This window comes from Paraburkholderia phymatum (assembly GCF_038900715.1).
GTDB lineage: Bacteria > Pseudomonadota > Gammaproteobacteria > Burkholderiales > Burkholderiaceae > Paraburkholderia > Paraburkholderia phymatum_A.
The window spans coordinates 201,808-228,656 of sequence record NZ_JAYMRZ010000017.1 but is presented as its reverse complement, the minus strand read 5'-3'; the positions used below and the strand labels follow the sequence as shown (position 1 = coordinate 228,656).

Here is a 26,849-nt window from a genome sequence, read left to right as displayed (position 1 = left end):
TCGGTCCCACCCCTTCCCATCCCGAACAGGACCGTGAAACGACTCCACGCCGATGATAGTGCGGATTGCCCGTGTGAAAGTAGGTAATCGTCAGGCTCCTTACCCAGACCACAGCCCCGCCCCTCAAAAGGCGGGGCTTGGGCGTTTACGGCCCTACGTTCTTGCCTGCCTCCGGCCGGCGTGGCTGGTGCAACCCCGCCTGCGCAAAACGTGTCACCGCTGTCATAGCCCGGCGTGTGCGCCGTGGCCCGCCTCCAATAACGCCAGCACCACGATCCCGGCCGTGGCAGTCCCTCCCGAAAGATAGCTCCGTGCGGCCACCGCCACGCGCTGGCGCAGAGGGCCCGCATTCCTTTCCAAGTGCGGTCGCTTGCGCATCAGCGCGAAACGCCCTGCCCAGGAGGCGTTCGCTCAGGCTACCCGCCAGGTGCGCACACTGCGCTGCGCATCCAGCCACAGCCACAGCGCACAGCCACAGCGCACAGCGCACAGCCACAGCCACAGCCACAGCCACAACAACTACCACCTTCCCTCAATGCTTCATCTGCGGCGCGGCAACGCCAACATCACCCGCCCGCAGCGCATCGCTGATCACACTCTGGCTTCCAGTCTCACCCAGCAACGCGACGTCGCGGGCAATGACCTGCGGCAGATGCGTCCGCAGAAACTCCACCCACGTCCTCGTCTTCGCGTCGATGAACTTGCGCGACGGATACAGCGCATAAACATTCATCTTCTGCAGCGTGTATTCCGGCAGCACGCGCACGAGCGATCCTGTCCGCAGCCCGTCGATGGCCGCGTACAGCGGCAGCATCCCGATCCCCATGCCTTCGCGAATTGCCACGATCAGCGATTCGGCGATATTCACCTGCACGGGCCCGTTCACTTCCAGCACTTCGCTGCCGTTCGGGCCGTCGAGTGTCCACTCGCTGATCGGAAAGGCCGGCGTCTTGAGCAACAGACAGTCGTGATGCAGCAGATCGGCGGGCGTTTTCGGCGCCGCGTGCGCGTGAATGTAAGCGGGTGACGCGCACAAGATGCTGAACGTCGTCCCGAGCAGAAGCGATACGAGATCGGAATTGGGCAACGTCGACGCCCCCACGACAGCGACATCGGCGCTGCCTTCGAACAGATCCGGCATCTGCTGCGAAAGCGTGAGTTCGACGGCAACTTCGGGATGGATCTCGCGATATCGCGAGATCGCAGGCAGCACATAGTGCTGACCGATGCTCGCAAAGCTATGCATTCGCAGCACGCCCGACGGCCGCTCATGCGCGCCACTTGCTTCTTCTTCAGCATTATCGACATCAGCAAGAATCTGCTGACATCGTTTCAGATATCTCTCACCGGCAGTCGTCAACGCGAGGCGTCGCGTCGATCTGTTCAGCAGACGCGTCCGCAGATGCGCCTCGAGTTCTGAAACTGCGCGGGACATCGCGCCCGTCGTCGTATTGAGCGATTGAGCCGCAGCCGTGAAACTGCCCGCCTCAACGACGCGCACGAACACCCGCATGTTTTGTAACGTATCCATCAATTCTTCTTGACTGACATCAAACCGTTATTGTCCGCCTATTGCATGCCACCATTGTTGAGTGTTCTGCAATGGATGTTCCCGACGCCTCGCATTAATTCGCACAACGTGGGCTCCTACAATCGGCGCCTTCAGGGCGGGAGTGTGCATGTCCGATGCCGCGCTCCTCCGACAACAGCCAGGCGCAGTCTCAACGAATGAAGCCCCAGCATGCGATGAAGCAAGTGTCGTCCGGTACCACTCCCGGATGGCGAGCCGGCATGTTGCGGGCGATCGCTGATGCGAGCGCAGAGTGGGCGACCACCGACGGCCTCGTCTGGCTTCATCTCTTCAAAACGGTGACGGCGGCGCTGCTCGCGCTGGGTATCGCGATGCTGCTCGAATTGCAGCAGCCGCGCACGGCGATGACGACCGTGTTCGTCCTGATGCAGCCGTTCAGCGGGATGGTGCTCGCGAAGAGCTTCTATCGGATCGTCGGGACGTTCGTCGGGATGCTCGCCGCGCTGCTGCTCGGCGCGCTGTTCGCGCAACAGCCCGAGCTTTACATGCTCGGCATCACGGCCTGGGTAGGCGCCTGTGTGGCAGCGGCGGTCCGATATAGGCATTTTCGGTGGTACGGCTTCGTGCTGGCGGGTTATACCGCGGCGCTGATCGGCATTCCGACCGTCATGCAGCCGAACGGCCTGTTCCTCGCCGCGTTGACGCGCGCCGCGGAAGTGGCGATCGGCATCGTCTGCTCGGCCGCGGTGAGCGCGCTGATCGTGCCGCGCCGGTCGAGTCTGGCGCTCCAAAACGCGCTGCAACTGAGGCATCTCGATTTTACTGCCTTCGCCGTGAAGGTGCTGGATGGAGCGGTCGAGCGGGGCACGTCGGAGCGCTATTTCGCGGATCTCGTCGACGAAGTGGTGGGCTTCGAAGCGACCCGCGCGTTCGCTGCCTTCGAGGACCCCGGCATGCGCTCGCGCAGTCAGGTGCTTGCAAGGCTGAATCACGAGTTCATGGACGTCTGCGCGCGTCTGCATGCATTGCATCAGCTGAGGAAGCGTCTGCGCGACAACCAGTCGATTCTCGTCGTGCAATCGACTGCGCCGTATTTTCGCGAGCTGTCGCAATTGCTCGGCGCACGCACGGAGCGACGCTTCGATTCGTCCGATGCCGCCCGCATCGCCATCAGACTAAAGCGCTTCCAGGCGACGCTGCCGGCAAGAATGCGCGCGACGCGGCGTTCGCTGGAATCGAGCGAGCCGCAATGCCTGCCGGACTTCGACACAGCGGGAGAGTTGCTGTATCGCTTCGTCGGCGAGTTCATTCGATACATCGACACCTACGCGTCGCTCGAGACCAATCACAACCCGGCGCGCGAGCGGCCGCCCGTGCGTTACGTGAGCCGGACCAACGGGTTCGTCGTCGCGTGTACGTTCGCGCGCACGGCGGTTGTCGTCGGCGCCGTCAGCTGGTTCTGGATCGCGACGAACTGGCCGAGCGGCGGCATGGCCGTGATCGGCGCGGCCCTGACTTGCGCGCTGACGTCGTCCGCGCCGAACCCCGTCAAGCTCGCGCTGCAGATGTCCGTCGGCGCGGCGTGCGCGACGATCGCCGGCTATCTCGTCACGTGCTACGTGTATCCCGCCATCGACGGCTTCCCGCTGTTGTGCGCGATGCTTGCGCCCGTGCTCGCGGCGGGGACGTTTCTCGCGTCGCGCGCGAAAACTTCGGGCTATGGCGTCGGCTTCACGGTGTTCTTCTGCCTGCTCGCCGCGCCCGATAACGTCGTCGCGTACGCGCCCGATCTGCTGATCAACAATGGCATCGCAATCGTTGTGTCGATGCTCGCAACCGCGCTCGGCGCTGCGATCGTTTTCCCCGTGCAGATGCCGTGGCTGATCGCGCGCATCGAAGGCGACCTTCGCAGTCAGATCACGCTTGCCTGCGCGGCGCCGCTCGCGGGTCTCGCGCAGCGCTTCCAGTCGAGCACGCACGACCTGATGCACCAGCTGCGCATGCTGTTGCCCAAGCGCTCGCGACGCCACCGCTACGCGCTCAGGTGGATGCTGGTGACGCTCGAAGTCGGCCATGCCGTCATCGATCTGCGCGGCGATGCCGAGCGCGCGGCCTATGCAACGCAACTGCATACGCGCTGGAAGCCCTCGCTCGATCGCGTCACGCGCGACCTTGCGCGGCTTTTCGAACGGCCCGACAAGGCGAATGCACAACGTGCGCAAATCGCCGTGCGCGCCGCGATGCGTGTCGTGCAGCAGGTGCTCGATGCCGTCCATGCGGATCGCGAGAAGCGCCACGGCCAGCAGCGCATTCTCAGTTGCCTGCACTTCATCCGCACGACGCTGCTCGACAAGGACGCGCCATTCGATGCGCTTTAGCCGGTTCGACCCGGCGCGCCGCGATCTTGCCGCAACCTGGAAGAATGCCTTCCGTTTGGCCCTCTTAATCTGCGCGGACCCCGGCCCTATAGTTGGAACCACTGCTCCCGCAGTCACTGAATCAAATGGAGAAATTGAAATGAAAGCGCTGAAGTTGGTCCTGATTGCCTGTTCGTTGTCTGCTGCTGCCCTTGCGCATGCGCAGACGGCGCCGGCGGACGAAGGCGCGCAACAGGTTGCCCAGGCGAGCGCAACACGCGTCACGCAACCCGAGGCGCAGCGTCCCGCCACGGCACCGGCAAAGAAGGCCAATGACTGTGTCGGTCCCGTGAGCTACTGCGTGATGTACTTCGGCAGCTAACCCGGGCGGCACGGCGCAGCACCTGCAATACGGCATCAACTGGCATCAGGCGGCAACGGGACGACGCACACCCACAACAAGACGTGCACTTCGGTTGCCGCGAGCGTGACATCGGAGAGACTTTCATTCATGTACGAAGACCGGATTCGTTGTGCCGCGTTGCGCGGCAAGATCACGTCGGCGGCGCAGGCAGCGCTGCTGATTCACGATGGCATGCGCGTCGGCGCGAGCGGCTTTACGCGCGCGGGCGACGCGAAGGCCGTGCCCGTCGCGCTGGCCGAACGCGCGCGTAACGAAGGCAAGCCGCTGCGCATCACGCTGATGACGGGCGCCTCGCTCGGTCACGGCGTCGACAGCCTGTTGACGGATGCCGGCGTGCTCGCACGCCGTTTGCCGTTTCAGGTGGACAACACGTTGCGCCGCGCGATCAATCGCGGCGACGTGATGTTCGTCGACCAGCATCTGTCCGAGACCGTCGAAATGCTGCGCGCCGGCCAGCTCGGCAAGCTGGACGTCGCGATCATCGAAGCCGCTGCGATCACGGAGACGGGCGGCATCGTGCCGACCACTTCCGTCGGCAACTCGGCGAGCTTCGCGATTCTCGCGGACAAGGTCATCGTCGAAATCAATCTCGCGCAGCCGCTCGCATTCGAGGGCTTGCACGACATCTGGATTCCGGGCCGCCGACCGCATCGCGAGCCGCTGCCCATCGTGCGTCCGAGCGATCGCGTCGGCACGACCGCGATCGAGATTCCGCCCGAGAAGATCGCCGCGATCGTCATCACCGACAAGCCCGACAGCCCGTCGACCGTGCTGCCCGCCGACGAAGACACCGCGCGGATCGCCGGTCATCTGATCGAATTTCTCCAGCACGAGGTGTCGCTCGGACGCATGCCCTCTCCGCTGCCGCCGCTGCAGGCTGGCATCGGCACGATCGCAAACGCGGTGCTGGCCGGCTTCGTCGAGTCGCCGTTCGAGCCGTTCACGATCTACTCGGAAGTTCTGCAGGATTCGACCTTCGATCTGATGGATGCGGGCAAGGTCACGTTCGCATCGGGCGCGTCGATCACGTTGTCCGAGAAGCGCCAGGCGCAGGTGTTCGGCGATCTCGCGCGCTATCGCGACCGTCTCGTTCTCCGTCCGCAAGAGGTCAGCAACCATCCGGAAGTGATTCGCCGGCTCGGCCTGATTGCGCTGAACACGGCGCTCGAGTTCGACATCTACGGCAACGTGAATTCGACGCATGTCGGCGGCACGCACATGATGAACGGCATCGGCGGCTCGGGCGACTTCGCGCGCAACGCGTCGTGCGCGATCTTCGCGACGAAGTCGATTGCGAAGGACGGCGCGATTTCGAGCGTCGTGCCGATGGTCCCCCACGTCGATCACAACGAACACGACGTCGATATCGTCGTGACGGAAGTCGGTCTCGCCGATCTGCGCGGACTTGCGCCGCGCGAGCGCGCGTCGCTGATCATCGACAAGTGCGTGCATCCCCTCTATCGCGATCTGCTGCGCGACTACTATCGCGACGCGCTGCGTTTCGGCGGACAGACGCCGCACGTGTTGCGCGAAGCGTTTGCATGGCACGCGCGGTTTCAGGAAACGGGATCGATGCTGCCAGAGCAAAAGATCACGGCGTGATAGAAACGGGATCGAAGCGTCCCGGCTGAAGTTCAGTCGAAGCTTGGTTGATGCATCGGTAGAAGCTCAGTCGAAGCTCAGGCGCCGCTGCCGACCAGACGCAATCGCGTGATTTCCGACGGCGCGCCCAGACGCTTGGGCGGTCCCCAATACCCGGTGCCGCGGCTCGTGTAGACCCACAGGTTATCGAGCCGCGAAAGCCCGGCGACGAACGGCTGTTGCAGCCGCACAGCGAAATTCCACGGAAAGAACTGGCCGCCGTGCGTGTGGCCGGACAGTTGCAGCGTGAAGCCCGCGTCGGCGGCGGCTTCCGCCGAGCGCGGCTGATGCGCGAGCAGCACGCGGATCAGCACGTCGCCGGGCGCGCCTTCGAGCGCCGCGGCCGGGTCGCTCCGATGTGTTGGATCGAAATGGCCCGCCGTAAAGTCGGTGACGCCCGCGATCACCGCCTGCGCGCCGTCGTGCTCGACGACGACGTGCTCGTTGAGCAGCACGCGCAGGCCCAGACGCTGAAACTCGGCGATCCACGCATCGGCGCCCGAATAGTATTCGTGATTCCCCGTCACCAGATACGCGCCATGACGCGCGCTCAGGCGCGACAACGGACGCGTGTGCTCGGACAGCCGCTCGACGCTGCCATCGACGACATCGCCCGTCACCGCGATCAGATCGGGCTGGAGTCGATTCACCGCATCGACGATCGCGTCGACATAACCGCGCTTGATGGTCGGGCCGACGTGAATATCGCTGATCTGCACGATCGTGAAGCCATCGAGCGCGCGCGGCAGATCGTCGATCGGCACGTCGATTGTCACGACGCGCGCGCGGCGCCGTGCATTGACGAAGCCGACAGCCGTCGACAGCAGCGCGAGCAGCGGCACCGCAGCCGCGCTATCGACCTCCCATTGCGCGACGTGAATCGCTTGCGGCGCGAGCGCCCCGACGATCAGCACGACGAGCAGCATCAGCTCGCGTGCGAACGTCAGCACGAGCAGCGACGAAAAGAAGCCGAGCGGGAGCAGGCCCGCCCACGCGAGCCGGTCGCCGAGCGGTTGCCGTTCGATCGTGCGCGCGATCATGCCGAGCGGAATCAGCAGCACCGACAGCACGAGCCACAGCGCACACAGCCACTTCACGGCGTTATCGACGGGCAGTTCGGGAATGATCCGAATGCCGACGTACACATGCAGCAGAATGCCGATGGCGATGATCCGGACAAGAAACGATAGGCGGCGCATAGGTCGGAGCAGGGCGCTGGCGCAGCGCGGGACACGAGTCGCAGGAAGCACGCCGACCGCCGGAGAGCGGCAGACGGAAGGCGGCCAGTCATTCTACAAGCAGTTTCGCGCACTTGCCGAAGGCCCGGCGCCATGTTGCGGCACAGGCGGTATCAGGCGCTGTCCACGCGCTGCGATGCAGCAAGATGGACGCGACAAGTTCTTCGTCATGCCTATTAAATGGGTATTGAATTGCGGGCACGAACGGACTATTCTGAAATTGAGCGCACTGTCGTCCGCCCGCAGTCACCGCGTTCCGTTCCCGGCATTAACGAACGCGATAGATGCCCTGCGAGCGACAGCCGCGCGCTTGATCGCCATATCGGATCGAGGTGGGGGGCAAACATGAAAACGACAAAGATCATGCATCGCGAGCATCACATCGGCCACGAAGGCAGCCACGTGATGCTGCCAATGGTCGTGCTGTCGCTGATGGCGCTCGGCGTCTACTACGGCGTGCGCAGCATCGATTTTTCCGAGCTGGGCCGCACTGCGCTGTTCTATGTCGTGATGGTGTTCGTCGCGCTCGGCGTGGCGGGGCTGTTCGGCGTCGCCGCTGCGTGGCTGCGCTCGCGAGGCGACGAGGCCGAAGAGGGCTTCTGCTTTGTCGGCGCACTCGTCGGCGCGATCGTGTTCTACGTCGCGATGCTGACCAGTTGACGCCGCCTTTCGCTCGCGACGCATATCAACGCGCCGCGATCGGCGAACCTCGATTCGCACCGCTAGCGATCAAACGATCCGCGCCGATTCGTCGAACGAAAGGCGCGGGCTGCGCGGGAAAAGTTTCGAGTGGTCGCCGTAGCCGAGATTGATCAGAAAGTTCGACTTGATCGTCGTGCCGGCGAAAAACTCCGCATCCACCTTCGCCTTGTCGAAGCCCGACATCGCGCCCGTATCGAGGCCGAGCGCACGCGCGGCCATGATCAGATAGCCGCCTTGCAGCGTCGAGTTGCGAAACGCGGTGTCGGCGATCGCGGCTTCGTTGCCCGCGAACCAGCTGCGCGCGTCGGCGTGCGGAAAGAGCTTCGGCAGATGATCGTAGAACGCCATGTCCATGCCGACGATGGCCGTGACGGGCGCGGACATCGTCTTCTCGAGATTGCCTTCTGACAACGCGGGACGCAACCGCGCCTTGCCTTCGGGCGTCTTCACGAACACGAAGCGTGCCGGGCTCGAATTAGCGGACGTCGGGCCGAGCAGCACGAGCTCGACCAGTTGCTGGAGCAGAGAATCGTCGACGGGCCGCGGCTGCCAGCCGTTGTGCGTGCGGGCGGTGCGGAACAGTTGATCGAGTGCGTCGTCGGAAAGAGTCATGATGATGAGCAGTACGGTTTCTGAATGCGGATGAAAGCGCAAGCTGGACGGCAACCATGTTGCATGGGACGGGAGTAAGTGCTCTGCATGGGCCCGGAGTAAGTGCTAAAGCACTAACTCCGGCCGACACCTGACGCGTCTCAGCGGCACGTCGGATAATAACCCTGTTCCCTTGAAAGAGAGGCTTCGCGAGCGCTGGCTCGCGATCGCAATACGATGTCCGCCGATTTGTTCGACGATTTGCCGATGCCCGATGTCATGTGGCTACCCGACTGGCTCGCGCCCGATGCCGCCGCGCAGTTGCTCGCGCGCATCGTCGCGGAAGTGGCCTGGCAGCAGGATTCGATGTTCACGCCCGCGGGCCGCGTGCCGTTGCCGCGCCTGACCGCGTGGCAAGGCGAGCGGGATGCCGTCTACGTGTACTCGGGCATTCGCAACGTGCCGCAGCCGTGGACGCCCGCCGTCGCGGATCTGAGATCGGCCGTCGAGGCAACCTGCGATGCGCCGTTCAACAGCGTGCTGCTCAACCGCTATCGCAGCGGCGCGGACAGCATGGGCTGGCACGCGGACCGCGAGCCGGAACTCGGCAAGGAGCCCGTGATCGCGTCGGTGAGTCTCGGCACGGTGCGCCGGTTCGATCTGCAGCACAACAGGACGGGCGTCGTGCAGTCATATCAGTTGAAGGGCGGCAGCCTGCTCGTGATGCGCGGAAGGACGCAGGCCGAATGGCGGCATCGCGTGCCGAAAGAGCCGAAGGTGCAGGGCGAGCGCGTGAACCTGACGTTCCGCTTCGTCACGCCTGGGAAATAGCCCCGTCGGATTGCTACACGCGCATTAAAAATTAAAAGAATTTATGCGCATAAGGAACCGGTTTCAGCCGGCGGATTCGATGCGGCGATGAATGATCGGCGCGAGCCGGTCGAACGGCAACGTGCTCGCCGCGATGGCGGCCACATCCGGATACTGCTCGCGGACGATATCGGTCAGCACCTGTCCCGGCGGCGCTTCGACGAATACCGTCGCGCCCATTTCCACCATCACCGTCAACGCGTCGAACCAGCGGACCGTGTAGCGCATGTTGGTCGCCAGATCGTCGCGGATGGCGTCGGCCGTATGCAGCGCGCGGCCGCCGCGATTGCCGACGTAGAGACTCGAAGGCGCGCGAAACGGCACGCTGCGCGCATAGTCGGCGAGCGCGTCGGCGGCTGCGGCGAGCAGTTCGCAATGCGACGGCACGCTGACGACAAGCCGCGTCGCCTTGCGCGCGCCGGCCGCGAGCGCGTGCTCGATGAACGCATCCAGCGCACGGTCCGATCCCGCGACGACGATCTGGCGCGGCGCATTCACGTTGCCGACGTACACGCGCTCATTCGAGTCACGCGCTTGCGAATCGGCGAGCCGTTCGACTTCGTGCTCGGTCATCCCCGCAATCGCCGCGAGTCCGTAGCCGCTGGGGTAGGCGGTTTCCATCAGTTCGGCGCGCTTGCGGACCATCAGCAGCGCATCGGCGAACGCAACCGAGCCGCAGCTCACAGCCGCCGCATACGCGCCCACCGACAAGCCCGCGCTGATCTCCGGCGCGAGTCCTTCGGCGTCGAGCGCGCGCTGCATCGCGACGCCTGCGATCAGCAAGCCGGTCTGCACGGCGACGGTCGATTCGAGCGCCGTCGGCGTATCGAGCGTGAGCACATCGACGCCGAGCGCTTGCGATGCCTCATCGAGTGTCGATCGAATCGCGGCATGGTCGCCGAGACGATGCAAAAAGCCTTCGGATTGCGCGCCCTGGCCGGGAAAGAAAAACGCGAGCATCAGAGACCCGCCTGCGCATGAACGCATGTCCACGGATCGGCGATGAGCCGTGGGCCGCTTGCATGCCGCGCCATCACACGCGCTTTCCCGGACGCGAATTCGACGAGCGCGACGCCGCCCGCCGGCGTTTCGAGTTGAGCGTCGATGCGGATGCCGGCGCGCATCGCATGCGCGTCGAGCGCGGCTTGCAGCCACCGCGCTTCGTCGCGTGAAAAATGATTCGGCATCCGTATCAACAGATCGAGATCGCTCGTCGAAGTGACGGTCGGCGTGAAGGTCGCGAGTTCGAAGCCGACGCTTCCTGTCGGTCCCCATGCAAATGTAGCGAGCGTCGAAGGCGGTTCGCGGCGCATCGCATCCAGCGCGACGAGCGCGGGCAATGCGCGACGATCCGCAGAAAGCGTCGAAGCCGACGGCAACGCTTCCGGCTTCACCACCGCCTCGATATCGTCGCAACGCGCCCACGTTCCATACCGCTCGTTGCGCGCCGCGCCGCGCACGCCCACCGCGACAAAACCCGGCGCCACTTGCGCCCGTCTCACGACGACAAACGGCGCGCGCGCGAACGCATCGCGGACCCACGCCGGTTCGTTGTCGAATGCTTCGAGCCGATGCAAACGCAGAATGTCATGCGCCTGCCAACGCGGATCGTCTGGAGCGGCCGCATCGTCGGGCGCAAATGGAGCAACTGCGCACACGCGCATCACGCGGCATCCCACTGCTCGGCGAGCCGCCGCCGCACTTCGATCGACGCGGCACGCGTCTGCTTCGCCGTGTCCGATTGCAGCCGCCGCGAGAGTCCGCGTTCATCGGACCGCGCGCTTTGCACCGATTTAGCCAGCACGCCGCGCACGCGCTCGATCTGCGCATCGGTCGGCGCATCGGCATCGATGCCTTCGATCAGCGTGTCGAGCAGCCCGAGCTTCGCGAACGACGCCATCGTGTACGACATCGGCGTGATCGTTTCGCCGAGCTTGTCCAGCTCTTCGACGGTGCGCCGCGTGACGCGCGCGGCCGCTTCCTTGCCCATCGCGTGCACCATCGTGCCCGGCGCGTCGAGCGCGACGATCCGGTTCGCCTGATAGCCGTGCGCGAGGAACGCGCCCGACATCGCCGGCCCGACGATCAACGCGACGACGGGATGCCCGGCATCGCGCGCGCTCGCATACGCATCGACGGCCGATGCGCACGCGAGATGAATGCCGAGCGTCTCTTCGCGATAGCCATACGCCTGGCTCTTCACATCGACGATCGCGACGATGGGGCGCTTGCGTTCCGACGACGCATCGCGTGCGATTGCTTCGCGCACTGCTTGCGCGAGCCGCCAGCCCTGTTCGAGGCCGACGACGTTGTCGGTCGCGCGCGGAAAGCGGTTGTGCGGATCGGGCACGACGGCGATGAAGCGCGCAGTCTCGGTGCCGGGAGCACTACCGAGCGCGCCGTCGCCGGACCAGACGGGCGCGGCGACGGCTGTGTCTCCCGCGAGCGCCTTGAACCAGCGCATGCCGCGCGTCAGGGTCGCGTTGTTGTTCGTTGCGCTCATCATTGCTCCTTGCGCGGCGTGGCCGCTGCGTCTGGTTCGAACACGTCACGCATCGTTTCCGGCGATACGTTCGCGGGATCGATCCGCGCAAGCCGCTCCAGATACACCGACACCTGTTCGCTGCGATGCGCGGCAGGCACGCCGCGCGCGAACGCATTGCGAATCGCCGCGCGGATCGCGTGCGCATCGTCGTCGACGAGCGCATCGGCGAGTCCCGTCGCCACGCGCTGCTCGCCGCCGATCATCTGCCACACGCCGCGCCGGTCGCTCGCATCGAGTTCTTCGATGCCCGCTTCCTGCTCGATCACTTCGGGACCGTTCATGCCGAGCCGCCCCTGTTTCGTCACGATCAGATACGAGCACAGCCCGGCCGCGAGTGACATGCCGCCGAAGCAGCCGACCATCCCCGCGATCACGCCGACGACAGGCACATGACGCCGCAGCGCGACGATCGCCGCCTGGATCTCTGCGATCACGGCGAGCCCGAGATTCGCTTCCTGCAAACGCACGCCGCCCGTTTCGAACAGCACGACAGGCCGCACGATCTTGCCGCGCTCGCAGTCGCGCAGCGCGAGTTCGAGCGCGGCCGCGATCTTGCTGCCCGATACTTCGCCGATGCTGCCGCCCTGGAACGCGGATTCGATCGCGGCGATTACGGCGGGCTCGCCGTCGATCGTGCCGCGCGCGATCACCGCACCGTCGTCGGCCTGGCAGACGATGCCCTGCAACGGCAGCCACGGCGATTCGATGCGATCGAACGGACCGAGCAGTTCGCGGAACGTGCCTTCGTCGAGCAGCGCGCGCGCCCGCTCGCGCGCGGGCAGTTCGATGAAGCTGTCGCGCAGCGTCAGCGCAGGCGAGGCGGGTGTCGTCATCGTGCTCATGCGCTTGCTCCCTGGCCGTTCGCTTCGGCCGCTTCGACTGCTTCTGCAAGACGCAGCGCGACGACGCCCGGCGTCGCGCCGAAATCGTTGATCTCGATCTGCGCGGCGCCGTCATAGCGCGTGAAGAAGCGGTCGAGCACGCTCTTCCAGATATGCCCGTAACCGTCGACGCTGGTGCGCACCGTCACCGACGCCTTCATTGCATCGGCGGGCGACAGCAGCACTTCGAGATCCCCCGAGCCGACGACGCCCACATGCGCGCGTGTCGTGATCGCGCGTTGCGCCGGATAGTCGAATGTCATCTGTTCCATCAGTTTCAGCTCCCGCTGGCCGCGCGATGGGCCAGCCTGTCGATGAATAGGGTGGCGGCGAGCAGATCGGCCGCGCCGCCGGGAGAAGCGTTGAGCGACAGCAATTCGGCGTCGAGCGCATCGAGCGCCGCGCGTCCCGCTGCCGTCGATGCGCCGCCCGCTGCGAGCACCGCGCGCGCGCCGCGTTGTCCCGTGCGCAGGCCGGCGAGGCCCGCGCGATGCAGCAGGCAGGTATCGTCGAGCGACGCCATGATCGCGAGCAGCGCGTCAAGACGCGCGTCGTTTTCGCGGATGCCCTTCGCGCGCGCCGCGCGCAACGCAGGCAGGCCGACGCCGATCACATGCGGAAAGCCGTCCTGCGCTTCCTGGCGCGCGCCGCCGACGCGATATCGCCGACGCGCGCGCTCGCCGTGGCTGTCGGCGGGCGCGGCGAAGCGATCGGGAAAGCAGGCGATCTGCGCGGCGAGTTCGCAGACGCGCGCGGCATGCGAATGCGCATGTGCGGATGCGTGCAACGGCAGCGCCGGCGAAGCAAGCGGCGCGTCTTCGTCGAACACGATGGCCGCGCCCGCAACCAGCAGGCCGACGATCCATATCGCGCCGCGATGCGCATTGCTGCCGTTGGTCGCGCGCATCATGTCCTGTTCGCCTGCGCGTCCGAGTTGCGCGAGTTCCGCGCGCAGCGTCGCGGACGGCATGCGGCCACGCGATGCGCGCGCGAGCGCCGCGAACGTCGGTTCGAGCGCGCGGGCCGAGCGCAGCATCAGCGGCAAGTCGAGATCGCGATGCGCGCCGCTGCCGCGCGTATCGACGAGCGCGGGCTTCGGTGTCAGTTGCGCTTCTTCGATCAGCGATGCGACGGCAAGGTCAGCGAGCGTCGTGTCCGACAACGCGCGGCATTGGCCGCCGAACTCTTCGACGCGCGCGCGGCGAACCGCATCCGCATCCGAACGCAAGATGGAAAGCGAGCCCATCGCGTCACCAGCTACGGAAGCGCGCCGGCGGCGCATAGAGTCCGCCGGACCACGTAACGAGATCGTCGATGCTGCGCGCCGCGAGCAGCGAGCGCTTCGCTTCGCCGCGCCGGATGCCGAGATCTTCCGGATACGCGACGATGCCGCGCCGGCGCAGCTCCGCTGTCTTTTCCGGCTTCGCGCGCAAGCCGATGGGCGTCACGCCCGCGACGGCGGCAACGGCCGCGCGGCGCTCGTCGATGCCCTCCGCCTTGTGCAGATGCGCGATGCCTTCTTCCGTGACGACGTGGCTCACGTCGTCGCCGTAGATCATTACGGGCGCGACGGGCATGCCGCTTTTCGCACCGACCGCGACGGCGTCGAGTTCGTCGACGAAGGTTGGCTCGCCGCCTTTCTTGTACGTTTCGGCTAGTTGCACGACGAGCTTCTTGCCTCGCGACACGGGGCCCTCGTCCTTCAGCAGCTTGAGCCACGCTTCGCTCGAATGACGCCGGCCGCGCGGATCGTGTCCCATGTTCGGCGCGCCGCCGAAGCCCGCGAGACGCCCGCGCGTGACCGTCGACGAATTCGCGTCGCCGTCGATCTGCAACGTCGAGCCGATGAAGAGATCCACGCCGTATTGCCCCGCGAGCTGGCACAGCACGCGATTCGAGCGCAGCGTGCCGTCGTTGCCCGTGAAGAACACATCGGGGCGCGCTTCGATATACGCCTCCATGCCGACTTCGCTGCCGAAGCAATGCACGCTGTCGACCCAGCCCGACTCGATCGCGGGAATCAACGTGGGGTGCGGATTGAGCGTCCAGTTGCGGCAGATTTTGCCCTTGAGGCCGAGCGATTCGCCATAAGTGGGCAGCAGCAGTTCGATCGCGGCCGTGTCGAAGCCGATGCCATGATTCAGCGACGAAATCCCATACGGCTCGTAGATGCCCTTGATGACCATCATCGCGGTGAGCACCTGCAAGTCGCCGATATGGCGCGGATCGCGCGTGAAGAGCGGCTCGACGGCGAACGGGCGGTCCGCCTGCACGACCACGTCGACCCACGACGCGGGAATATCGACGCGCGGCAATTCATCGACGATCTCGTTGACCTGCACGATCACGATGCCATGCCGGAACGCAGCGGCTTCGGCGATGGTCGGCGTGTCTTCCGTATTCGGGCCGGTGTAGAGATTGCCGTGACGGTCGGCCTTTTCCGCGCACAGCAGCGCGACGTGCGGCGTGAGGTCGACGAACATGCGCGCATACAGTTCGACGTACGTATAGATCGCGCCGATTTCGAGCTGGCCGTCTTCGAGCAGTTGCGCGACGCGCAGGCTCTGCGGACCGGCGAACGAGAAATCGACCTTGTGCGCGATGTTCTTCTCGAAGAGCGTCAGATGCTCGGGCCGGCTGATGCTCGAAATCAGCAGATGCACGTCGTGCACCTTCTGCGGATCGACTTTCGCGAGCGAGCGCGACAGGAAGTCGGCCTGCTTCTGGTTGTCGCCTTCGAGCGCGACGCGATCGCCGGGGCGGATCAGCGTTTCGAGCGCATCGACGATGCGCGCGGCGGGAAGAATCCCGTCTTCGAGCCAGGGCTCGATCGCGGCGAGCCTGCGTCTTTTCTCGTCGCGCCTGGTGGTCCATGAGCGCGCGGCGGGCGCTCCCGTTGCCTGTGCCAATTCGAGCTTGGCTGACTCGACTCGTTGATTCATCGGCGCTTCAACTCCCGATAGTGGATGGAGTGCGCGCGGGCCGTCCGCGCCGTCGGCGCGGGGCTGCCTCGGCGGCTTCGGCTTGCGCGCGCTCCGTCAAGAAACGATAGACAAACTCGCCCGTGCCCAGCAGGTGCGCCGACACGAGCGCTTGAGCGGCCGCGACGTCCTTGCGCTCGACGGCCGCGAGGATCTCCGCGTGCTCGGCATCGGACGCGCCCTTGTACTCGGGCAGGCCGAACTTGAGCCGCAGATAGCGTTCGCCGCGCCGGTGCAGCGACGAGATCATCTCGGCCAGTTGCGGGCGGTTCGCGGGCGCATACAGGCAGGTGTGGAACGCCTCGTTGCGCGTGACGTAAAGGGCAGGGTCCGGCTCGCTCTCGGCCGCGCTGCACAGCGCCGCCGCTTCGGCCAGCGTCGCGGCCGTGTGATTCGGAATCGCAAGCGCGATCGCGAGGCTTTCGAGCGCCGAGCGGATCTCGTAGATCTCGCGCGCTTCGTCGGGCGTCAGACGCGCGACGGTCGCGCCCTTGTTCATCTCGACCTTGACCCAGCCTTCGCTTTCCAGCTGACGCAAGGCCTCGCGCACAGGAATCGCGCTGACCGAGAAGTGGCGCGCGATCGCGTCCTGGCGCAGCGGCGCGCCGGGCGCGAGCGTGCCGTCGATGATCGCCGCGCGCAGCGCTTCCGCGATCACGCGCGGCGTGCTGGCCCGCGGCGTGTGCGCCGTCGGCAGAAGAGGAGCGCGCGGAGCGCTCTCCAGGGGAAAACCATCGGTTGCGTCGTTCATGACATCAAATATTATATATAAAAATGAACAATTTCCAGCGGGACAAACCCGGGGTTTTCAGAAGGCACGGCGCTGACGCGCTTCCACTCGTGCATGCGGCTTCCCGCATGCAGGGGAGCCGCTGCGTCGTGACGGTCACGCAATCCAACCGTAGCACTTGGAGGAGCAGGAGCATGAATTCATCGATATCGGACCGGGCAGGAACCATCCGGCAGCGTACACCGCTCAACCGGTCGCAGATTGCCGGATTCTGGGGCGCCTGGGCCGGCTGGACGCTGGACGGAATGGACTCGTTCATCTATGCGCTGGTGCTGACGCCGGCGCTCACCGAGTTGCTGCCGCGCTCGGGCTATGCGGCAACGCCTGCGAACGTCGGTCTCGCCGGTTCGATCCTGTTTGCGCTCTTTCTTGTCGGGTGGGGGCTGTCGTTCATCTGGGGTCCGCTCGCGGACCGCTTCGGCCGCACGAAAGTGCTTGCGGGCACGATCTTCACGTTCGCGATCTTCACCGGGCTTTCGGCGACGGCGCACAACGTGTGGGAACTGGGCATCTTCCGCTTCATCGCGGGTGTCGGCATCGGAGGCGAGTGGGCGCTGGCGGGCACCTACGTCGCGGAGTCGTGGCCCGAGGACCGGCGCAAGATGGGCGCGGGCTACCTGCAGACGGGCTATTACGCGGGATTCTTTCTCGCCGCCGCGCTCAACTACACGGTCGGCGTGCATTTCGGCTGGCGCGCGATGTTCCTGACGGGCGCCGTGCCCGTGTTCGTCGCGATCATGATCCTCACGCGCGTGAAGGAGTCGGACAAATGGCAGAAGGCGGAAGCGCGCGACGTGGTGCATGTGAAGCCGATGCGCGAGATCTTCGGGCGGACCTATCGCCGCCGGACGTGGGTCGCTTGCGCGCTGCTGACCATTGCGATCATCGGCTTGTGGGCGGGCGCCGTGTATGAGCCGTCGGCCGTGATCCAGCTTGCGGCGCGCGCCGGCATGTCGAAGCCGGAAGCGATGAAGATGGCGTCGATGGCGACGGGCCTGCTGTCGATCGGCACGATTCTCGGCTGTCTCGCGCTGCCGCCGCTCGCCGAACGCATCGGCCGCAAGAAGACGCTCGCCGTCTATTTCGCGGGCATGGCCGTGTCGATCATCGGCAGCTTCGGCTGGGCGTTCTATCTGCCGAACGGGCTCGCGCCGTTCATCGCGTGGCTTTTCGTGCTCGGCTTTTTCGGCGGCAACTTCGCGCTCTTCAGCCTGTGGCTGCCGGAGCAGTTCGAGACCCGTGTGCGCGCGACGGCGTTCGCGTTCTGCACGTCGTTCGGCCGCTTCGTCGGCGCGGGCGTGAACTTCCTGCTCGGCGCGGCCGTGCTGAACATGCACACGCTTGGCGTGCCCGTCGCGCTGACGGCGGTTGCGTTCATCGTCGGCCTGTTCATCATTCCGCTGGCGCCGGAAACGAAGGGCGAAGAGTTGCCGCAGTAACGGCTTCTCTTCTTCCGGTCGGTCTGTCCGTGTCAACTGCGCCGGAAACGAAGGGCGGAGGGCCGCCGCAGTAACGGCTTCTCTTCCTTCGGTCGGTTTGTCCATGCGAACCGCGCCGGAAACGAAGGGTGAAGAGTTGCCGCAGTAACGGGTTCTCTACTTCCAATCGGCCTCTCCGTGCGAACTGCGCCGGAAACGAAGGGAGAGGATCTGCCGCAGTAGCGGGCTTTCTTTAATCGGTCGCTTTCTCCATGCAAAACGCGGCGCTCGCATGCGCCGCGTTTTGCTTTTCCGCTTTCGCTCGCGACGCTCAGCGCCGCGCGTGCCCCGGCTTCTGGATGCGCAACGCCGACAGCAGCGGCCAGCCGAGATTGACGCCCAGGCTCGCGACCACGATCAGCGCCATGCCGCCCATCTGCGGCAGGCTGAGCGCGCGGCCGTAGACGATCGCATCGACGGCGATCGCCGTCAGCGGATAGACGAACAGAAGCACGGCGATCACGGGCGTCGTGAGCTTCGGCAGCGCGCTGTAGATCAGCACGTACGAGAGCCCCGTATGCAGCACGCCCATGCCGATCAGCCAGAACCATTGCGTCGGCGCGATATGCTCGGCGCCCAGCGGCGCGATGAACGGCAGGCACACGACGCCGACGGCGCATTGCGCGAGCGTCAGCAGATGCGGGCGCAGTTCGCCGAGACTCTTCGCGATCAGCGTGACGCTCGCATACAGCACCGATCCCGCGAGCGCCTCGCCGATGCCGATCAGGTAGCTCGCATGCCCTTGCAGCGCACCCGTTGCCGCGACCCCCGACGCGAGCACGAGCCCGACGAACGCCGTCGCGATCCAGCCGAGCCGGTCGATGCCGAGCCGCTCGTTGAACAGCGCCGCGCCGATCAGCACGACCCAGAACGGCTGCACATGGAACACGACGGTCGCGACGGCGATGCTCGTGCGATGGATCGCGTCGAAGAACCAGACCCATTGCGTGACCATCAGCACGCCGGACAGTATCGCGAGCAGCACGGTGCGCCGCGTGAAATGGCGGCGTGCGAAATAGCCTTGCCACGCGCAGTACGCGGCGAGCGAAATGAAGCCGAACAGACAGCGGAAGAACACGAGCGTCAGCGCGCCGAGCCGCGCTTCCTCGACGAACACGCCGATCGTGCCCATCAACAGGCCGCCGCTCGCGAGCGTGAGCGCGCCTTGCTGGCTTCGGCTGAGCGATAGCGGCGACAGGGACGGCATGGCGAACGGCTCCTTTCTATCAACTGCTTTGAGTGGTCGAATGCGTTTGAGTATCGGTGCGTTTGCCTTCGCGTGACAAACGAATAAAATTGAGAAATTCCATAAGCCGGATTGATGAATCATGCATCCCGAGTTCGACGTCGATCTGTTGCGCACCTTCGTCGCCGTCGTCGAGGCGGGCAGCTTCACGAAGGCGGCTGTCTCCGTGCATCGCTCGCAGGCGGCCGTCAGCATGCAGATCAAGCGGCTGGAGCGCATGCTCGGCACGACGCTTTTTGCCCGCGACACGCGCAATCTTTCGCTCACGCGTCCGGGCAACACGCTGCTCGAATACGCGCGGCGCGTGATCGATCTGCACGAGGAGGCATGGTCGGCGATCGTGCGGCCCGAAGTGACGGGGCGCGTGGTGCTCGGCGCGCCGGACGATTACGTGTCGTCATTGTTGTCGCCGGTGTTGCGGCGCTTTTCGAACCTGTATCCGCATGTGGAGATCGAGATCGTCTGCGCGCAGAGCACGGCGCTCGCGCCGATGCTCGCGGACAACAAGATCGATCTCGCGTTCGTCACGCGCGACCGCAAGCTGCGCGGCGAATTCGTGCGCAGCGAGCCGATGGTATGGGTGGGCGCATCCGCCGATACGCCCGTGCTCAACGTCTCGCCGTTGCCCGTGGGCCTTTACGAGCCCGGCTGCGTCGCGCGCGCGAATACGCTGGCGGCGCTCGACCGCGCCCGCGTCCGCTATCGCGCCGCGTACAGCAGCGCGAGCCTGAGCGGCCTCGTCGCGACGGTCGATGCGGGCCTCTCGGTAATCGCGCTCGCGCGTTGCAGCGTGCCGTCGCGGCTCGCGATCCTCGGCGCCGAGCAGGGCTTGCCGACGATCGAGCCGCTCGACATCGTCGTCGCGCGCAGCGCGAAGTCGGACCGGCCGACCTGCGACTATCTCGCCGCGCAGATGGTGCAGGACCTGTCGGTGCGCGCACCGGTCCGCGAGCCGCGAGAGGCGCGTGTCAGGGCGTGAAGCGCTATTCGCGTTGTGTGTCGCTATCCGCGATTGCACGCTGCGCTTACGCCGTACGCGTGTCACGGATGTTGCCGCTCGCATCGGGTGAGGCTTTCCAGGAGCAGGCCCGCGATTTGCCACGCTGCCTTGGGTCTGACGAAAACGCGAACGCGAGCCGGGTCCGCGTGTCGAAGCGACACAATCGACGAACCCGTCAACTCGTCGGGACGGACTCGACACGCTTGCGCGACGAACGTCACGCATCGATCACATGACAGGAGGGCCACCATGAAGACACGCATTCTTTCCGCAGCGCTACTCGCGACGGGGCTGTTCGTGAGCAGCGGCGCTTTTGCGCAGCTGAACCTGCAACAGTTCGGCATCGGCGGCGGCAACTCGTCGGGCAATGGAGGCGGCAACGCGGGAGCGGCTGCTTCGTCGGGCGGCATTTCACAGCTTCTGCAGAACTACGTCGGCGCGAACCAGCAGGTGCTGAGCGGCCAGTCGAGCCTCGCATCGGCGATGGGACTGTCGAGCGCGGCGAGCCAGGCGCAGCAGGCGTCGGGCCTGTTGAGCGGCGGCACGCCTTCCGTGAGCCAGCTGTCGCAGGTCGGCAGCACGCAGCAGTCGCTGTCACAGACGCTCACGCAGGCATTCGCGAGCCAGTCGTCATCGGGATCGTCGACGCCCGTCGACAAGCAGGCGTTCTCCAATGGCCTCGCGTCGCTCGGGCAGGGCGTGAGCCAGTATTCGAGCTTGCAGTCGAGCCTCGGCAGCATCGGGCAGATGAGCCCCTCGTCGCTGCTGCAATCGGGCATGAATCCGCAGTCGGCGCAGGCGGCGTCGTATATCGCGCAGTCGGCGCCGGGGCAGTTGCAGTCGCTTGCATCGACGCTGAGCGCGGCCGTGCAGTACGCGACGAGCCACGGTATCAGCGTGCCGTCTATTGCGACTTCGGCGCTCAAGGGCTTTTGAGGTTTGCGACGTGTGGAGTTGTCGCGAGTGGATGCACCGCGCGATGACCGATCGGGTGCGAATGGGCGTAGACGTATAGGGACTTTTCGCATCGCACGCAGCAATGAAGGTACGCTTTCGATTCGATGACGCAAGACGCATCGCGCTGCGTGAGGCATGCGCTTTACGCAGCATGCTCACGATGGACAACGCGACAGACGACAACAGCACGACACGACCGCTAACGCGCCAACTCGAACAAGGAGAACCCGATGTCCAGCACACTCGATCTTGACCGCTATTTCAGGCGCATCGGCTATACGGGTCCGCAGGCCGCGACGCTCGATGTGTTGCGCGATCTGCAGCGTCTGCATCCGCTGTCGATTCCGTTCGAAAACCTCGACCCGTTGACGGGCCGGCGCGTCGATCTTGCACTGCCCGCGATCGTCGACAAGCTGATCGAACGTCGGCGCGGCGGCTATTGCTTCGAGCAGAACGGCCTGTTCGCGCGTGTGCTGATGCAGCTCGGCTTCGACGTGACGCCGATGATCGCGCGCGTGCTGTGGAATCGCGAGCCCGACGCGATCACGCCGCGCACGCATATGGTGTTGCGCGTGAGCGTCGACGATCAGCCGTGGATCGCCGACGTCGGCTTCGGCGCCGTCACGCTGACAGCGCCGTTGCGTCTTCAAACAGGCGTCGCGCAGCAGACGACGCACGAGCCGTTCCGTCTCGCCGATGCGTCGCAAGGCGCGTTCGATCTCGAAGTGCAATCGGGCGAGACGTGGCTCAAGACCTATCGCTTCGATCTGCAGCGCGCGGAGTGGATCGATTACGAAGTGTCGAACTGGTACACGTCGACGCATCCTGCGTCGTTCTTCACGACGAGTCTCGTCGTGTGCCGCGTGACGCCGGAAGGGCGGCTCACGCTGTTCAACGACCGGCTCACCGCGCGCTCGAAAGACGGCGAAGCGATCGAGCGTCACATCGAGAGCGCGCACGAACTCGAAACGTGCCTGCGCGACACGTTCCTGATCGAGCTCGGCGATATCGACGTCGCGGACATCTACAGGCGCGTGTCGACGGCGGCCCAGCCCGCCTGACATCCGGCTGACACCCGTCTGACATTCGAGCGGGCCACCAGCGATGATCGCGCGTCTCGTCATCCAGAACGTGCTGTGGATCGCCTTCATGGGCGTGCTGCTGTTCGGCGCGGCGAATACGCTCGCGTGGCCGGCCGCGTGGTGCTATCTGATCGAGCTCGGCGGCCTCGGTTTGTGGATCGGCGTGTGGCTCGCGGGTTACGACCCGGCGCTGCTCGCCGAGCGGCTCGGCTCGTTCTCGCAGCGCGGCCAGAGCGCGTGGGACAAGATCTTTCTCGTGTGCGTCGCGATCGGATGGTGCGCGTGGCTCGTGCTGATGGGACTCGACGCGCGGCGCCTTCATTGGTCGTCGATGGGCCCTTGGCTGCAGGCCGTCGGTGCGCTTGCTATTCTGGTCAGCATGGTCGCGATGCGCGCCGTGTTTCGAGCGAACAGTTTTGCGGCGCCCGTCGTGAAGATCCAGGCTGAGCGCGGTCACAAGGTCAGCGACAGCGGGCCATATGCATACGTGCGTCATCCGATGTATGCGTGGGCCATTCTGTTTCTCGCCGGCACGCCGCTGATGCTCGGCTCGTGGTGGGGCCTCGCATCCGTGCCGCTGCTCGTCGCGGCGCTCGCGTATCGCGCGGTGCTCGAAGAACGCATGCTGTGCGCACAGCTCGAAGGCTATGCGCAATACGCGGCACGCGTGCGCTATCGATTCTTGCCGCACGTCTGGTGATCGCGCTTGTGATCATCCTTGTCAGGCCGTTGCCAGTTCCGCTCGCGTGCCGCCGAAAGACAGGGTGAACCGAAGCAGCACAGCCATTGCAAACTCATCGCAAACGAGGAACGTTCATGGCCAGGAACACGATTGCGGATTACCTTGCAAAGACGCTCGCCGCAGCGGGCGTCAAACGCATCTGGGGCGTGACGGGCGACAGTCTCAACGGTTTGGCGTTCAGTCTCGATCAGGTCGGCTCCATTCGCTGGATGCACACCCGTCACGAAGAAGCGGCCGCCTTCGCCGCGGGCGCGGAAGCGGCGTCGAACGGCCAGCTTGCCGTGTGCGCGGGCAGTTGCGGCCCCGGCAACCTGCATCTGATCAACGGACTCTACGACTGCCATCGCAGCCACCAGCCGGTGCTCGCGATTGCCGCGCACATTCCGTCGACGGAAATCGGCCTCGGGTACTTTCAGGAAACACATCCGACGGAGGTCTTCAAGGAATGCAGCCACTTCGCCGAACTGGTGGTGAACGCATCGCAGTTTCCGCGCGTGCTCGAACGCGCGATGCGCACGGCGATCGAGCAACGCGGCGTCGCCGTGATCGTGCTGCCGGGCGATATCGCGTTGAGCGAAGGGCCATCGCAGGCGCCCGTGTGGAATGCGACCGCGCCGTCCGCGATCCTTCCGCCCGACAGCGAACTCGCGCGACTCGCGACGATGCTTAATGACTGCGAAGCGGTGACGATCATGTGCGGCAGCGGCGTCGCGGGCGCGCACGACGAAGTGGTGAAGCTCGCGGACACATTGGGCGCGCCCATCGTCCATGCGATGCGCGGCAAGCAGTTCATCGAATACGACAATCCGTTCGACGTCGGCATGACAGGGCTGCTCGGCTTCAGCTCCGGCTATCACGCGATGATGTCGTGCGACGTGCTGCTGCTGCTCGGCTGCGATTTTCCGTACCGGCCGTTCTATCCGCCCGATGCGAAGGTCGTGCAGATCGACTGGAAGGGCTCGCAGCTCGGGCGGCGCGCGCCGCTCGCGATGGGGCTCGTCGGCACGGTGAAGGAGACAGTCGCCGCGCTGTTGCCCAAACTGAAGCGCAAGGACGACCGCACGTTCGTCGACATGGCGACCGCGCACTACCAGGAAGCGCGCCGCGACCTCGACGAACTGGCGACGCCTTCCGACCCGGGCCGCCCGATTCATCCGCAGTATCTGACGCGGATGATCGACGAAGCCGCCGGCGACGACGCGATCTTCACCGCCGATGTCGGCACGCCGACGCTTTGGGCGGCGCGCTATCTGACGATGAACGGCAAGCGGCAACTGCACGGCTCGTTCAATCACGGGTCGATGGCGAATGCGATGCCGCAGGCGCTCGGTGCGCAGGCGGCGCATCCGGGGCGGCAGGTGATATCGCTGTCGGGCGACGGCGGCCTGTCGATGCTGCTCGGCGATCTGCTGACCGCGCGCCAGCTCGACCTGCCCATCAAGGTCGTTGTGTACAACAACAGTCTGCTCGGCTTCGTGTCGATGGAACTGAAAGCGGGCGGCTATCTCGACACGAACGTCGATCTGAGCAAGACCGATTTTGCGCAAATCGCGAAAGGTGCGGGCATTTTCTCGGTTCGCGTCGAGGATTCGGAAGAACTCGAAGGCGCGCTGCAACAGGCGTTCGCGCATCAGGGGCCGGCGCTCGTCGATGTCGTCACCGACAAGCACGAACTCGCGATGCCGCCGACCATCGAGCTTTCGCAGGCCAAGGGCTTCAGCCTCTACATGCTGCGCGCGATTCTCAACGGACGCGGCGATGAAATCGTCGAGTTGGCGAAGACTAACCTGCGATAAAACGCACAGACGCGGCGCGCAGCGCTTGCCGATGCGCGTCGCATTGCAACGCAACGACACACCATTGCAGTCTCGCGGCGAAGGTCTATAACAGAAGCAGCAGCGCGGATCTTCTCTGCGCAGCCGGCATTCGAACCACTCCATCCCGGCCTCTTCGCGCCGTGCTGCGCCGCCCGACAGACTCGGGGGCTGTCCATCAATCGCGTACACAACACATGGCACGCTGCGGCGCGGATGGCTGCTGCGCGCGGTTTCGCGCTCGCGCGAAACGATCGAAACGATGCCTGTCACGCGAGCGGTGCATGAGCGTCCGGCGGATCGCGATGGTCGACTGTCGCGTTCCGTCTGCATGGAAGGAGTTCGACATGAAGATCCTGATGGCGTTACCGATGGCGGGCGCGCTGTTGCTGGCCGTGCCTGTCGCGACAATGGCGGATGAAGTGGCGCAGAGCAGCGACGCATCGAAAGCGACGATGCAGAACAACGCGAATGCGTCGGCGCAGGCGACGACGGATATGTCATATGGCGGCTCGGTGGATACGGGCATGACGTCGTCGGGCAAGGCGTTGCCGCATTCGCGCAAGTGCTCGACGGGCGCGCAATGCGACGTCTACTTTGGCAACTGAGCGGCGATTGAGCTGCGACTGAGCTGCAAGTGAGGCGATCACCCGCTGCCTCGCTGATTTTCATCCGGGCAATGCGCAGGCCGGCGCGCGATGTTGCATGACGTGCGTGAAGCGCCGGCTGCGATTGCTTCGATCCCCTCGATTACCGCTGCGCGTATTTCGCCGCATCTTCGATGACGGCCGCCGCCTTCTGCGGACACGACTCGTATACCGAATGGCGCGCGCCCGCAATCACGGACGTGGGGCTATGCGCACGCGCGTAGTACCGGCGCTCGACGTCGGGGCCGGTGAACTTGTCGTCGGCGACGACGATGCCCCAGCCCGGTTTCGTCTTCCATGCGGCGGCTGTCAGCGGTATGGAGAATACTTGCGCGCAATTTAGCTGCCGAAGAAAACGTTGCAGTAGCTCACCGGGCCGACGCAGTTGCTGTCGCCGTTGCCCATCGCGGTGCGCGCCGGCTTGCCCGACGAGGTGCGCGTCTGCGCGACGCCGCCGACGGCGTCGTTGCCCGATTTCGCGCTGTCCTGCGCGGCGATTTTCGCTTCGGCGGCCTGGATGTCGGCGGGGTAGTCGATGTCGTCACCACGGCCCGGCTGATAGCCCGCCTGTTCGACGCGGACGAGATCGGCGCGAACCTCTGCGCGTGTGACGGGACCGTTCGACTGCGCGAAGCTCAGAGCGGGAGCGGCCATTGCGCCGGCTGCGACTGCGAGACAAACGAAGATCTTCTTCATGATGAGACTCCTTGAATGAACGGGTCGAAGTTAAATTCGGTATCCGAAGTAATAAGGTTCGGTATGAACCGCTTGGATCAGGCTAACGTCCGGCTACAAAAACGCGACTTCAACAATTGAATCGACTGTTGAATCAACTGTTGGGTACGGCTGTCTGGTCTTTGTCCTGCGATGAGTTGTGGTTCGAATCTGCTTGCTACATCGACACAAACACGGCGGCTTCGAATTTCATTCCCGGCACGCGGAAATTTTTTTGTCTCGCGGACACGACCGATCGCGAGTGCATGCAATGTAGTGAGGCGACGGCCGCCGCTCGGGGCCTACGAATGCCCGACGGGAGACCCACTATCGGTGTGTGTGCTGAACGTCCGGATGACGCACGCGCGCCGACAATGCGCGGGCGTGATGAATCAGCGCCCTGGAGATGAGCGGGCCAGGCGCAAGGTACGGCGCCGTCATTCGAAGGTATGAACCGATCGTTCGTGTCGCGCGCGAGGCACAGCGGCTCGAATTCAGCACACGCTCTCGGCGCGGGCTTGCGGCGCACGCTCGCGGTGCGCGCCTGCACTGCGCAAATCGCTAACCTGTCTAGTCAGCTGCACCAGCCTGACGCGAACCCTTCACGCACGTGCCGAT

Annotated in this window: 25 protein-coding genes, 1 rRNA gene and 1 pseudogene; 13 read left to right on the top strand and 14 right to left on the bottom strand. The window is 65.2% G+C overall.

Annotated features, from left to right (window positions below; genetic code table 11):
* A 5S ribosomal RNA gene (gene rrf, locus VSR68_RS42895) occupies positions 1–96 on the top strand; the annotation flags it as partial.
* Positions 97–532: 436 nt separating this feature from the next.
* On the opposite strand, the gene VSR68_RS28270 is transcribed toward rrf, so the two are convergent.
* Entirely contained in the window at positions 533–1,531 is a 999-nt protein-coding gene (locus VSR68_RS28270; protein WP_342943006.1) for a LysR family transcriptional regulator, read from the bottom strand.
* 197 nt (positions 1,532–1,728) lie between these two features.
* Here VSR68_RS28270 and VSR68_RS28265 point away from each other — a divergent pair, with 197 nt between their 5' ends.
* From VSR68_RS28265 to VSR68_RS28255, 3 genes are all read left to right on the top strand, one after another.
* Positions 1,729–3,909: an FUSC family protein gene (locus VSR68_RS28265; protein WP_342943005.1), complete on the top strand. Its 2,181-nt coding sequence runs from the start codon at positions 1,729–1,731 to the stop codon at positions 3,907–3,909.
* A 139-nt stretch (positions 3,910–4,048) separates the two neighbouring features.
* Entirely contained in the window at positions 4,049–4,270 is a 222-nt protein-coding gene (locus VSR68_RS28260) for a hypothetical protein (protein ID WP_342943004.1), read from the top strand.
* A 129-nt stretch (positions 4,271–4,399) separates the two neighbouring features.
* Positions 4,400–5,914, top strand: coding sequence for an acetyl-CoA hydrolase/transferase family protein (locus VSR68_RS28255; RefSeq protein ID WP_342943003.1), 1,515 nt, complete (start codon positions 4,400–4,402; stop codon positions 5,912–5,914).
* Between the two features lie 77 nt (positions 5,915–5,991).
* Here VSR68_RS28255 and VSR68_RS28250 read toward each other — a convergent pair whose 3' ends face one another.
* On the bottom strand, positions 5,992–7,152 hold the full coding sequence (locus VSR68_RS28250) for a metallophosphoesterase (protein WP_342943002.1): 1,161 nt from the start codon (positions 7,150–7,152) through the stop codon (positions 5,992–5,994).
* 384 nt (positions 7,153–7,536) lie between these two features.
* Between VSR68_RS28250 and VSR68_RS28245 the strand changes: the two genes are divergently transcribed.
* Positions 7,537–7,851 (top strand): hypothetical protein, encoded by a 315-nt coding sequence (locus tag VSR68_RS28245; RefSeq protein ID WP_342943001.1) that lies wholly within the window; start codon positions 7,537–7,539, stop codon positions 7,849–7,851.
* Positions 7,852–7,920: 69 nt separating this feature from the next.
* Here VSR68_RS28245 and VSR68_RS28240 read toward each other — a convergent pair whose 3' ends face one another.
* Positions 7,921–8,505, bottom strand: coding sequence for a malonic semialdehyde reductase (locus VSR68_RS28240; RefSeq protein ID WP_342943000.1), 585 nt, complete (start codon positions 8,503–8,505; stop codon positions 7,921–7,923).
* Between the two features lie 216 nt (positions 8,506–8,721).
* On the opposite strand from VSR68_RS28240, the gene VSR68_RS28235 reads away from it, so the two are divergent.
* Complete coding sequence (locus VSR68_RS28235) at positions 8,722–9,315, top strand: alpha-ketoglutarate-dependent dioxygenase AlkB family protein (protein ID WP_342942999.1); 594 nt, start codon at positions 8,722–8,724, stop codon at positions 9,313–9,315.
* A 63-nt stretch (positions 9,316–9,378) separates the two neighbouring features.
* Here VSR68_RS28235 and mdcH read toward each other — a convergent pair whose 3' ends face one another.
* Genes mdcH through VSR68_RS28195 form a run of 8 tightly spaced genes read right to left on the bottom strand, consistent with a single transcriptional unit; the run spans position 9,379 to position 16,512 of the window.
* Entirely contained in the window at positions 9,379–10,314 is a 936-nt protein-coding gene (mdcH, locus tag VSR68_RS28230) for a malonate decarboxylase subunit epsilon (RefSeq protein WP_342942998.1), read from the bottom strand.
* On the bottom strand, positions 10,314–11,018 hold the full coding sequence (locus VSR68_RS28225) for a malonate decarboxylase holo-ACP synthase (protein WP_342942997.1): 705 nt from the start codon (positions 11,016–11,018) through the stop codon (positions 10,314–10,316). The genes mdcH and VSR68_RS28225 overlap by 1 nt, the downstream gene beginning before the upstream one ends.
* Positions 11,018–11,857 carry a biotin-independent malonate decarboxylase subunit gamma gene (gene mdcE / locus VSR68_RS28220; RefSeq protein WP_342942996.1) on the bottom strand — a complete coding sequence of 280 codons (840 nt, stop codon included), beginning with the start codon at positions 11,855–11,857 and terminating at the stop codon, positions 11,018–11,020. Before mdcE ends, VSR68_RS28225 begins: the two co-directional genes overlap by 1 nt.
* Entirely contained in the window at positions 11,857–12,741 is an 885-nt protein-coding gene (locus tag VSR68_RS28215; protein ID WP_342942995.1) for a biotin-independent malonate decarboxylase subunit beta, read from the bottom strand. Before VSR68_RS28215 ends, mdcE begins: the two co-directional genes overlap by 1 nt.
* Positions 12,738–13,052 (bottom strand): malonate decarboxylase subunit delta, encoded by a 315-nt coding sequence (locus VSR68_RS28210; RefSeq protein WP_090872882.1) that lies wholly within the window; start codon positions 13,050–13,052, stop codon positions 12,738–12,740. The genes VSR68_RS28215 and VSR68_RS28210 overlap by 4 nt, the downstream gene beginning before the upstream one ends.
* A gap of 5 nt (positions 13,053–13,057) precedes the next feature.
* The gene (locus VSR68_RS28205) at positions 13,058–14,026 is read right to left on the bottom strand and encodes a triphosphoribosyl-dephospho-CoA synthase (RefSeq protein ID WP_342942994.1); all 969 of its coding nucleotides are present in this window, start codon (positions 14,024–14,026) and stop codon (positions 13,058–13,060) included.
* 4 nt (positions 14,027–14,030) lie between these two features.
* The gene (gene mdcA, locus VSR68_RS28200; RefSeq protein WP_342942993.1) at positions 14,031–15,722 is read right to left on the bottom strand and encodes a malonate decarboxylase subunit alpha; all 1,692 of its coding nucleotides are present in this window, start codon (positions 15,720–15,722) and stop codon (positions 14,031–14,033) included.
* Between the two features lie 7 nt (positions 15,723–15,729).
* Positions 15,730–16,512 (bottom strand): GntR family transcriptional regulator, encoded by a 783-nt coding sequence (locus VSR68_RS28195; RefSeq protein ID WP_342942992.1) that lies wholly within the window; start codon positions 16,510–16,512, stop codon positions 15,730–15,732.
* 173 nt (positions 16,513–16,685) lie between these two features.
* Here VSR68_RS28195 and VSR68_RS28190 point away from each other — a divergent pair, with 173 nt between their 5' ends.
* Positions 16,686–17,990, top strand: coding sequence for an MFS transporter (locus VSR68_RS28190; protein ID WP_342942991.1), 1,305 nt, complete (start codon positions 16,686–16,688; stop codon positions 17,988–17,990).
* A 310-nt stretch (positions 17,991–18,300) separates the two neighbouring features.
* Here the strand turns inward: VSR68_RS28190 and VSR68_RS28185 are convergent, their stop codons facing one another.
* Positions 18,301–19,236: a DMT family transporter gene (locus VSR68_RS28185; RefSeq protein ID WP_342942990.1), complete on the bottom strand. Its 936-nt coding sequence runs from the start codon at positions 19,234–19,236 to the stop codon at positions 18,301–18,303.
* Between the two features lie 121 nt (positions 19,237–19,357).
* On the opposite strand from VSR68_RS28185, the gene VSR68_RS28180 reads away from it, so the two are divergent.
* The 6 genes from VSR68_RS28180 to VSR68_RS28155 all read left to right on the top strand — a co-directional run bounded on the left by VSR68_RS28180 (position 19,358) and on the right by VSR68_RS28155 (position 25,478).
* Entirely contained in the window at positions 19,358–20,254 is an 897-nt protein-coding gene (locus tag VSR68_RS28180; RefSeq protein WP_342942989.1) for a LysR family transcriptional regulator, read from the top strand.
* A 270-nt stretch (positions 20,255–20,524) separates the two neighbouring features.
* Positions 20,525–21,211, top strand: a complete 687-nt coding sequence (locus VSR68_RS28175) for a hypothetical protein (protein WP_342942988.1) — start codon at positions 20,525–20,527, stop codon at positions 21,209–21,211.
* Between the two features lie 251 nt (positions 21,212–21,462).
* Positions 21,463–22,293 carry an arylamine N-acetyltransferase gene (locus tag VSR68_RS28170; RefSeq protein WP_342942987.1) on the top strand — a complete coding sequence of 277 codons (831 nt, stop codon included), beginning with the start codon at positions 21,463–21,465 and terminating at the stop codon, positions 22,291–22,293.
* 43 nt (positions 22,294–22,336) lie between these two features.
* Complete coding sequence (locus tag VSR68_RS28165; protein ID WP_342942986.1) at positions 22,337–23,014, top strand: isoprenylcysteine carboxylmethyltransferase family protein; 678 nt, start codon at positions 22,337–22,339, stop codon at positions 23,012–23,014.
* Positions 23,015–23,130: 116 nt separating this feature from the next.
* Positions 23,131–24,852: a ubiquinone-dependent pyruvate dehydrogenase gene (gene poxB / locus VSR68_RS28160; protein ID WP_342942985.1), complete on the top strand. Its 1,722-nt coding sequence runs from the start codon at positions 23,131–23,133 to the stop codon at positions 24,850–24,852.
* Positions 24,853–25,217: 365 nt separating this feature from the next.
* A complete protein-coding gene (locus tag VSR68_RS28155) occupies positions 25,218–25,478 on the top strand; it encodes a hypothetical protein (protein WP_342942984.1) in 261 nt (86 codons plus the stop codon).
* A 142-nt stretch (positions 25,479–25,620) separates the two neighbouring features.
* Here VSR68_RS28155 and VSR68_RS28150 read toward each other — a convergent pair.
* Both VSR68_RS28150 and VSR68_RS28145 read right to left on the bottom strand, forming a co-directional pair.
* Positions 25,621–25,860: pseudogene (locus tag VSR68_RS28150) on the bottom strand (alpha/beta hydrolase); the annotation flags it as partial.
* Positions 25,857–26,213, bottom strand: a complete 357-nt coding sequence (locus VSR68_RS28145) for a DUF4148 domain-containing protein (RefSeq protein ID WP_342942983.1) — start codon at positions 26,211–26,213, stop codon at positions 25,857–25,859. The pseudogene VSR68_RS28150 and the gene VSR68_RS28145, both read right to left, overlap by 4 nt.
* Positions 26,214–26,849: the final 636 nt, after the last annotated feature.

Bases quoted from the DNA above. Each gene is read 5' to 3' on its own strand.
- VSR68_RS28240 (WP_342943000.1), bottom strand. From the start codon at position 8,505: ATGACTCTTTCCGACGACGCACTCGATCAACTGTTCCGCACCGCCCGC.
- VSR68_RS28195 (WP_342942992.1), bottom strand. From the start codon at position 16,512: ATGAACGACGCAACCGATGGTTTTCCCCTGGAGAGCGCTCCGCGCGCT.
- VSR68_RS28235 (WP_342942999.1), top strand. From the start codon at position 8,722: ATGTCCGCCGATTTGTTCGACGATTTGCCGATGCCCGATGTCATGTGG.
- VSR68_RS28260 (WP_342943004.1), top strand. From the start codon at position 4,049: ATGAAAGCGCTGAAGTTGGTCCTGATTGCCTGTTCGTTGTCTGCTGCT.
- VSR68_RS28245 (WP_342943001.1), top strand. From the start codon at position 7,537: ATGAAAACGACAAAGATCATGCATCGCGAGCATCACATCGGCCACGAA.
- VSR68_RS28170 (WP_342942987.1), top strand. From the start codon at position 21,463: ATGTCCAGCACACTCGATCTTGACCGCTATTTCAGGCGCATCGGCTAT.
- mdcE (WP_342942996.1), bottom strand. From the start codon at position 11,857: ATGAGCGCAACGAACAACAACGCGACCCTGACGCGCGGCATGCGCTGG.
- VSR68_RS28250 (WP_342943002.1), bottom strand. From the start codon at position 7,152: ATGCGCCGCCTATCGTTTCTTGTCCGGATCATCGCCATCGGCATTCTG.
- VSR68_RS28165 (WP_342942986.1), top strand. From the start codon at position 22,337: ATGATCGCGCGTCTCGTCATCCAGAACGTGCTGTGGATCGCCTTCATG.
- VSR68_RS28175 (WP_342942988.1), top strand. From the start codon at position 20,525: ATGAAGACACGCATTCTTTCCGCAGCGCTACTCGCGACGGGGCTGTTC.
- VSR68_RS28145 (WP_342942983.1), bottom strand. From the start codon at position 26,213: ATGAAGAAGATCTTCGTTTGTCTCGCAGTCGCAGCCGGCGCAATGGCC.
- VSR68_RS28270 (WP_342943006.1), bottom strand. From the start codon at position 1,531: ATGGATACGTTACAAAACATGCGGGTGTTCGTGCGCGTCGTTGAGGCG.
- VSR68_RS28190 (WP_342942991.1), top strand. From the start codon at position 16,686: ATGAATTCATCGATATCGGACCGGGCAGGAACCATCCGGCAGCGTACA.
- VSR68_RS28205 (WP_342942994.1), bottom strand. From the start codon at position 14,026: ATGGGCTCGCTTTCCATCTTGCGTTCGGATGCGGATGCGGTTCGCCGC.
- VSR68_RS28215 (WP_342942995.1), bottom strand. From the start codon at position 12,741: ATGAGCACGATGACGACACCCGCCTCGCCTGCGCTGACGCTGCGCGAC.
- VSR68_RS28210 (WP_090872882.1), bottom strand. From the start codon at position 13,052: ATGGAACAGATGACATTCGACTATCCGGCGCAACGCGCGATCACGACA.
- VSR68_RS28225 (WP_342942997.1), bottom strand. From the start codon at position 11,018: ATGCGCGTGTGCGCAGTTGCTCCATTTGCGCCCGACGATGCGGCCGCT.
- mdcH (WP_342942998.1), bottom strand. From the start codon at position 10,314: ATGCTCGCGTTTTTCTTTCCCGGCCAGGGCGCGCAATCCGAAGGCTTT.
- VSR68_RS28255 (WP_342943003.1), top strand. From the start codon at position 4,400: ATGTACGAAGACCGGATTCGTTGTGCCGCGTTGCGCGGCAAGATCACG.
- VSR68_RS28180 (WP_342942989.1), top strand. From the start codon at position 19,358: ATGCATCCCGAGTTCGACGTCGATCTGTTGCGCACCTTCGTCGCCGTC.
- mdcA (WP_342942993.1), bottom strand. From the start codon at position 15,722: ATGAATCAACGAGTCGAGTCAGCCAAGCTCGAATTGGCACAGGCAACG.
- VSR68_RS28185 (WP_342942990.1), bottom strand. From the start codon at position 19,236: ATGCCGTCCCTGTCGCCGCTATCGCTCAGCCGAAGCCAGCAAGGCGCG.
- poxB (WP_342942985.1), top strand. From the start codon at position 23,131: ATGGCCAGGAACACGATTGCGGATTACCTTGCAAAGACGCTCGCCGCA.
- VSR68_RS28155 (WP_342942984.1), top strand. From the start codon at position 25,218: ATGAAGATCCTGATGGCGTTACCGATGGCGGGCGCGCTGTTGCTGGCC.
- VSR68_RS28265 (WP_342943005.1), top strand. From the start codon at position 1,729: ATGAAGCCCCAGCATGCGATGAAGCAAGTGTCGTCCGGTACCACTCCC.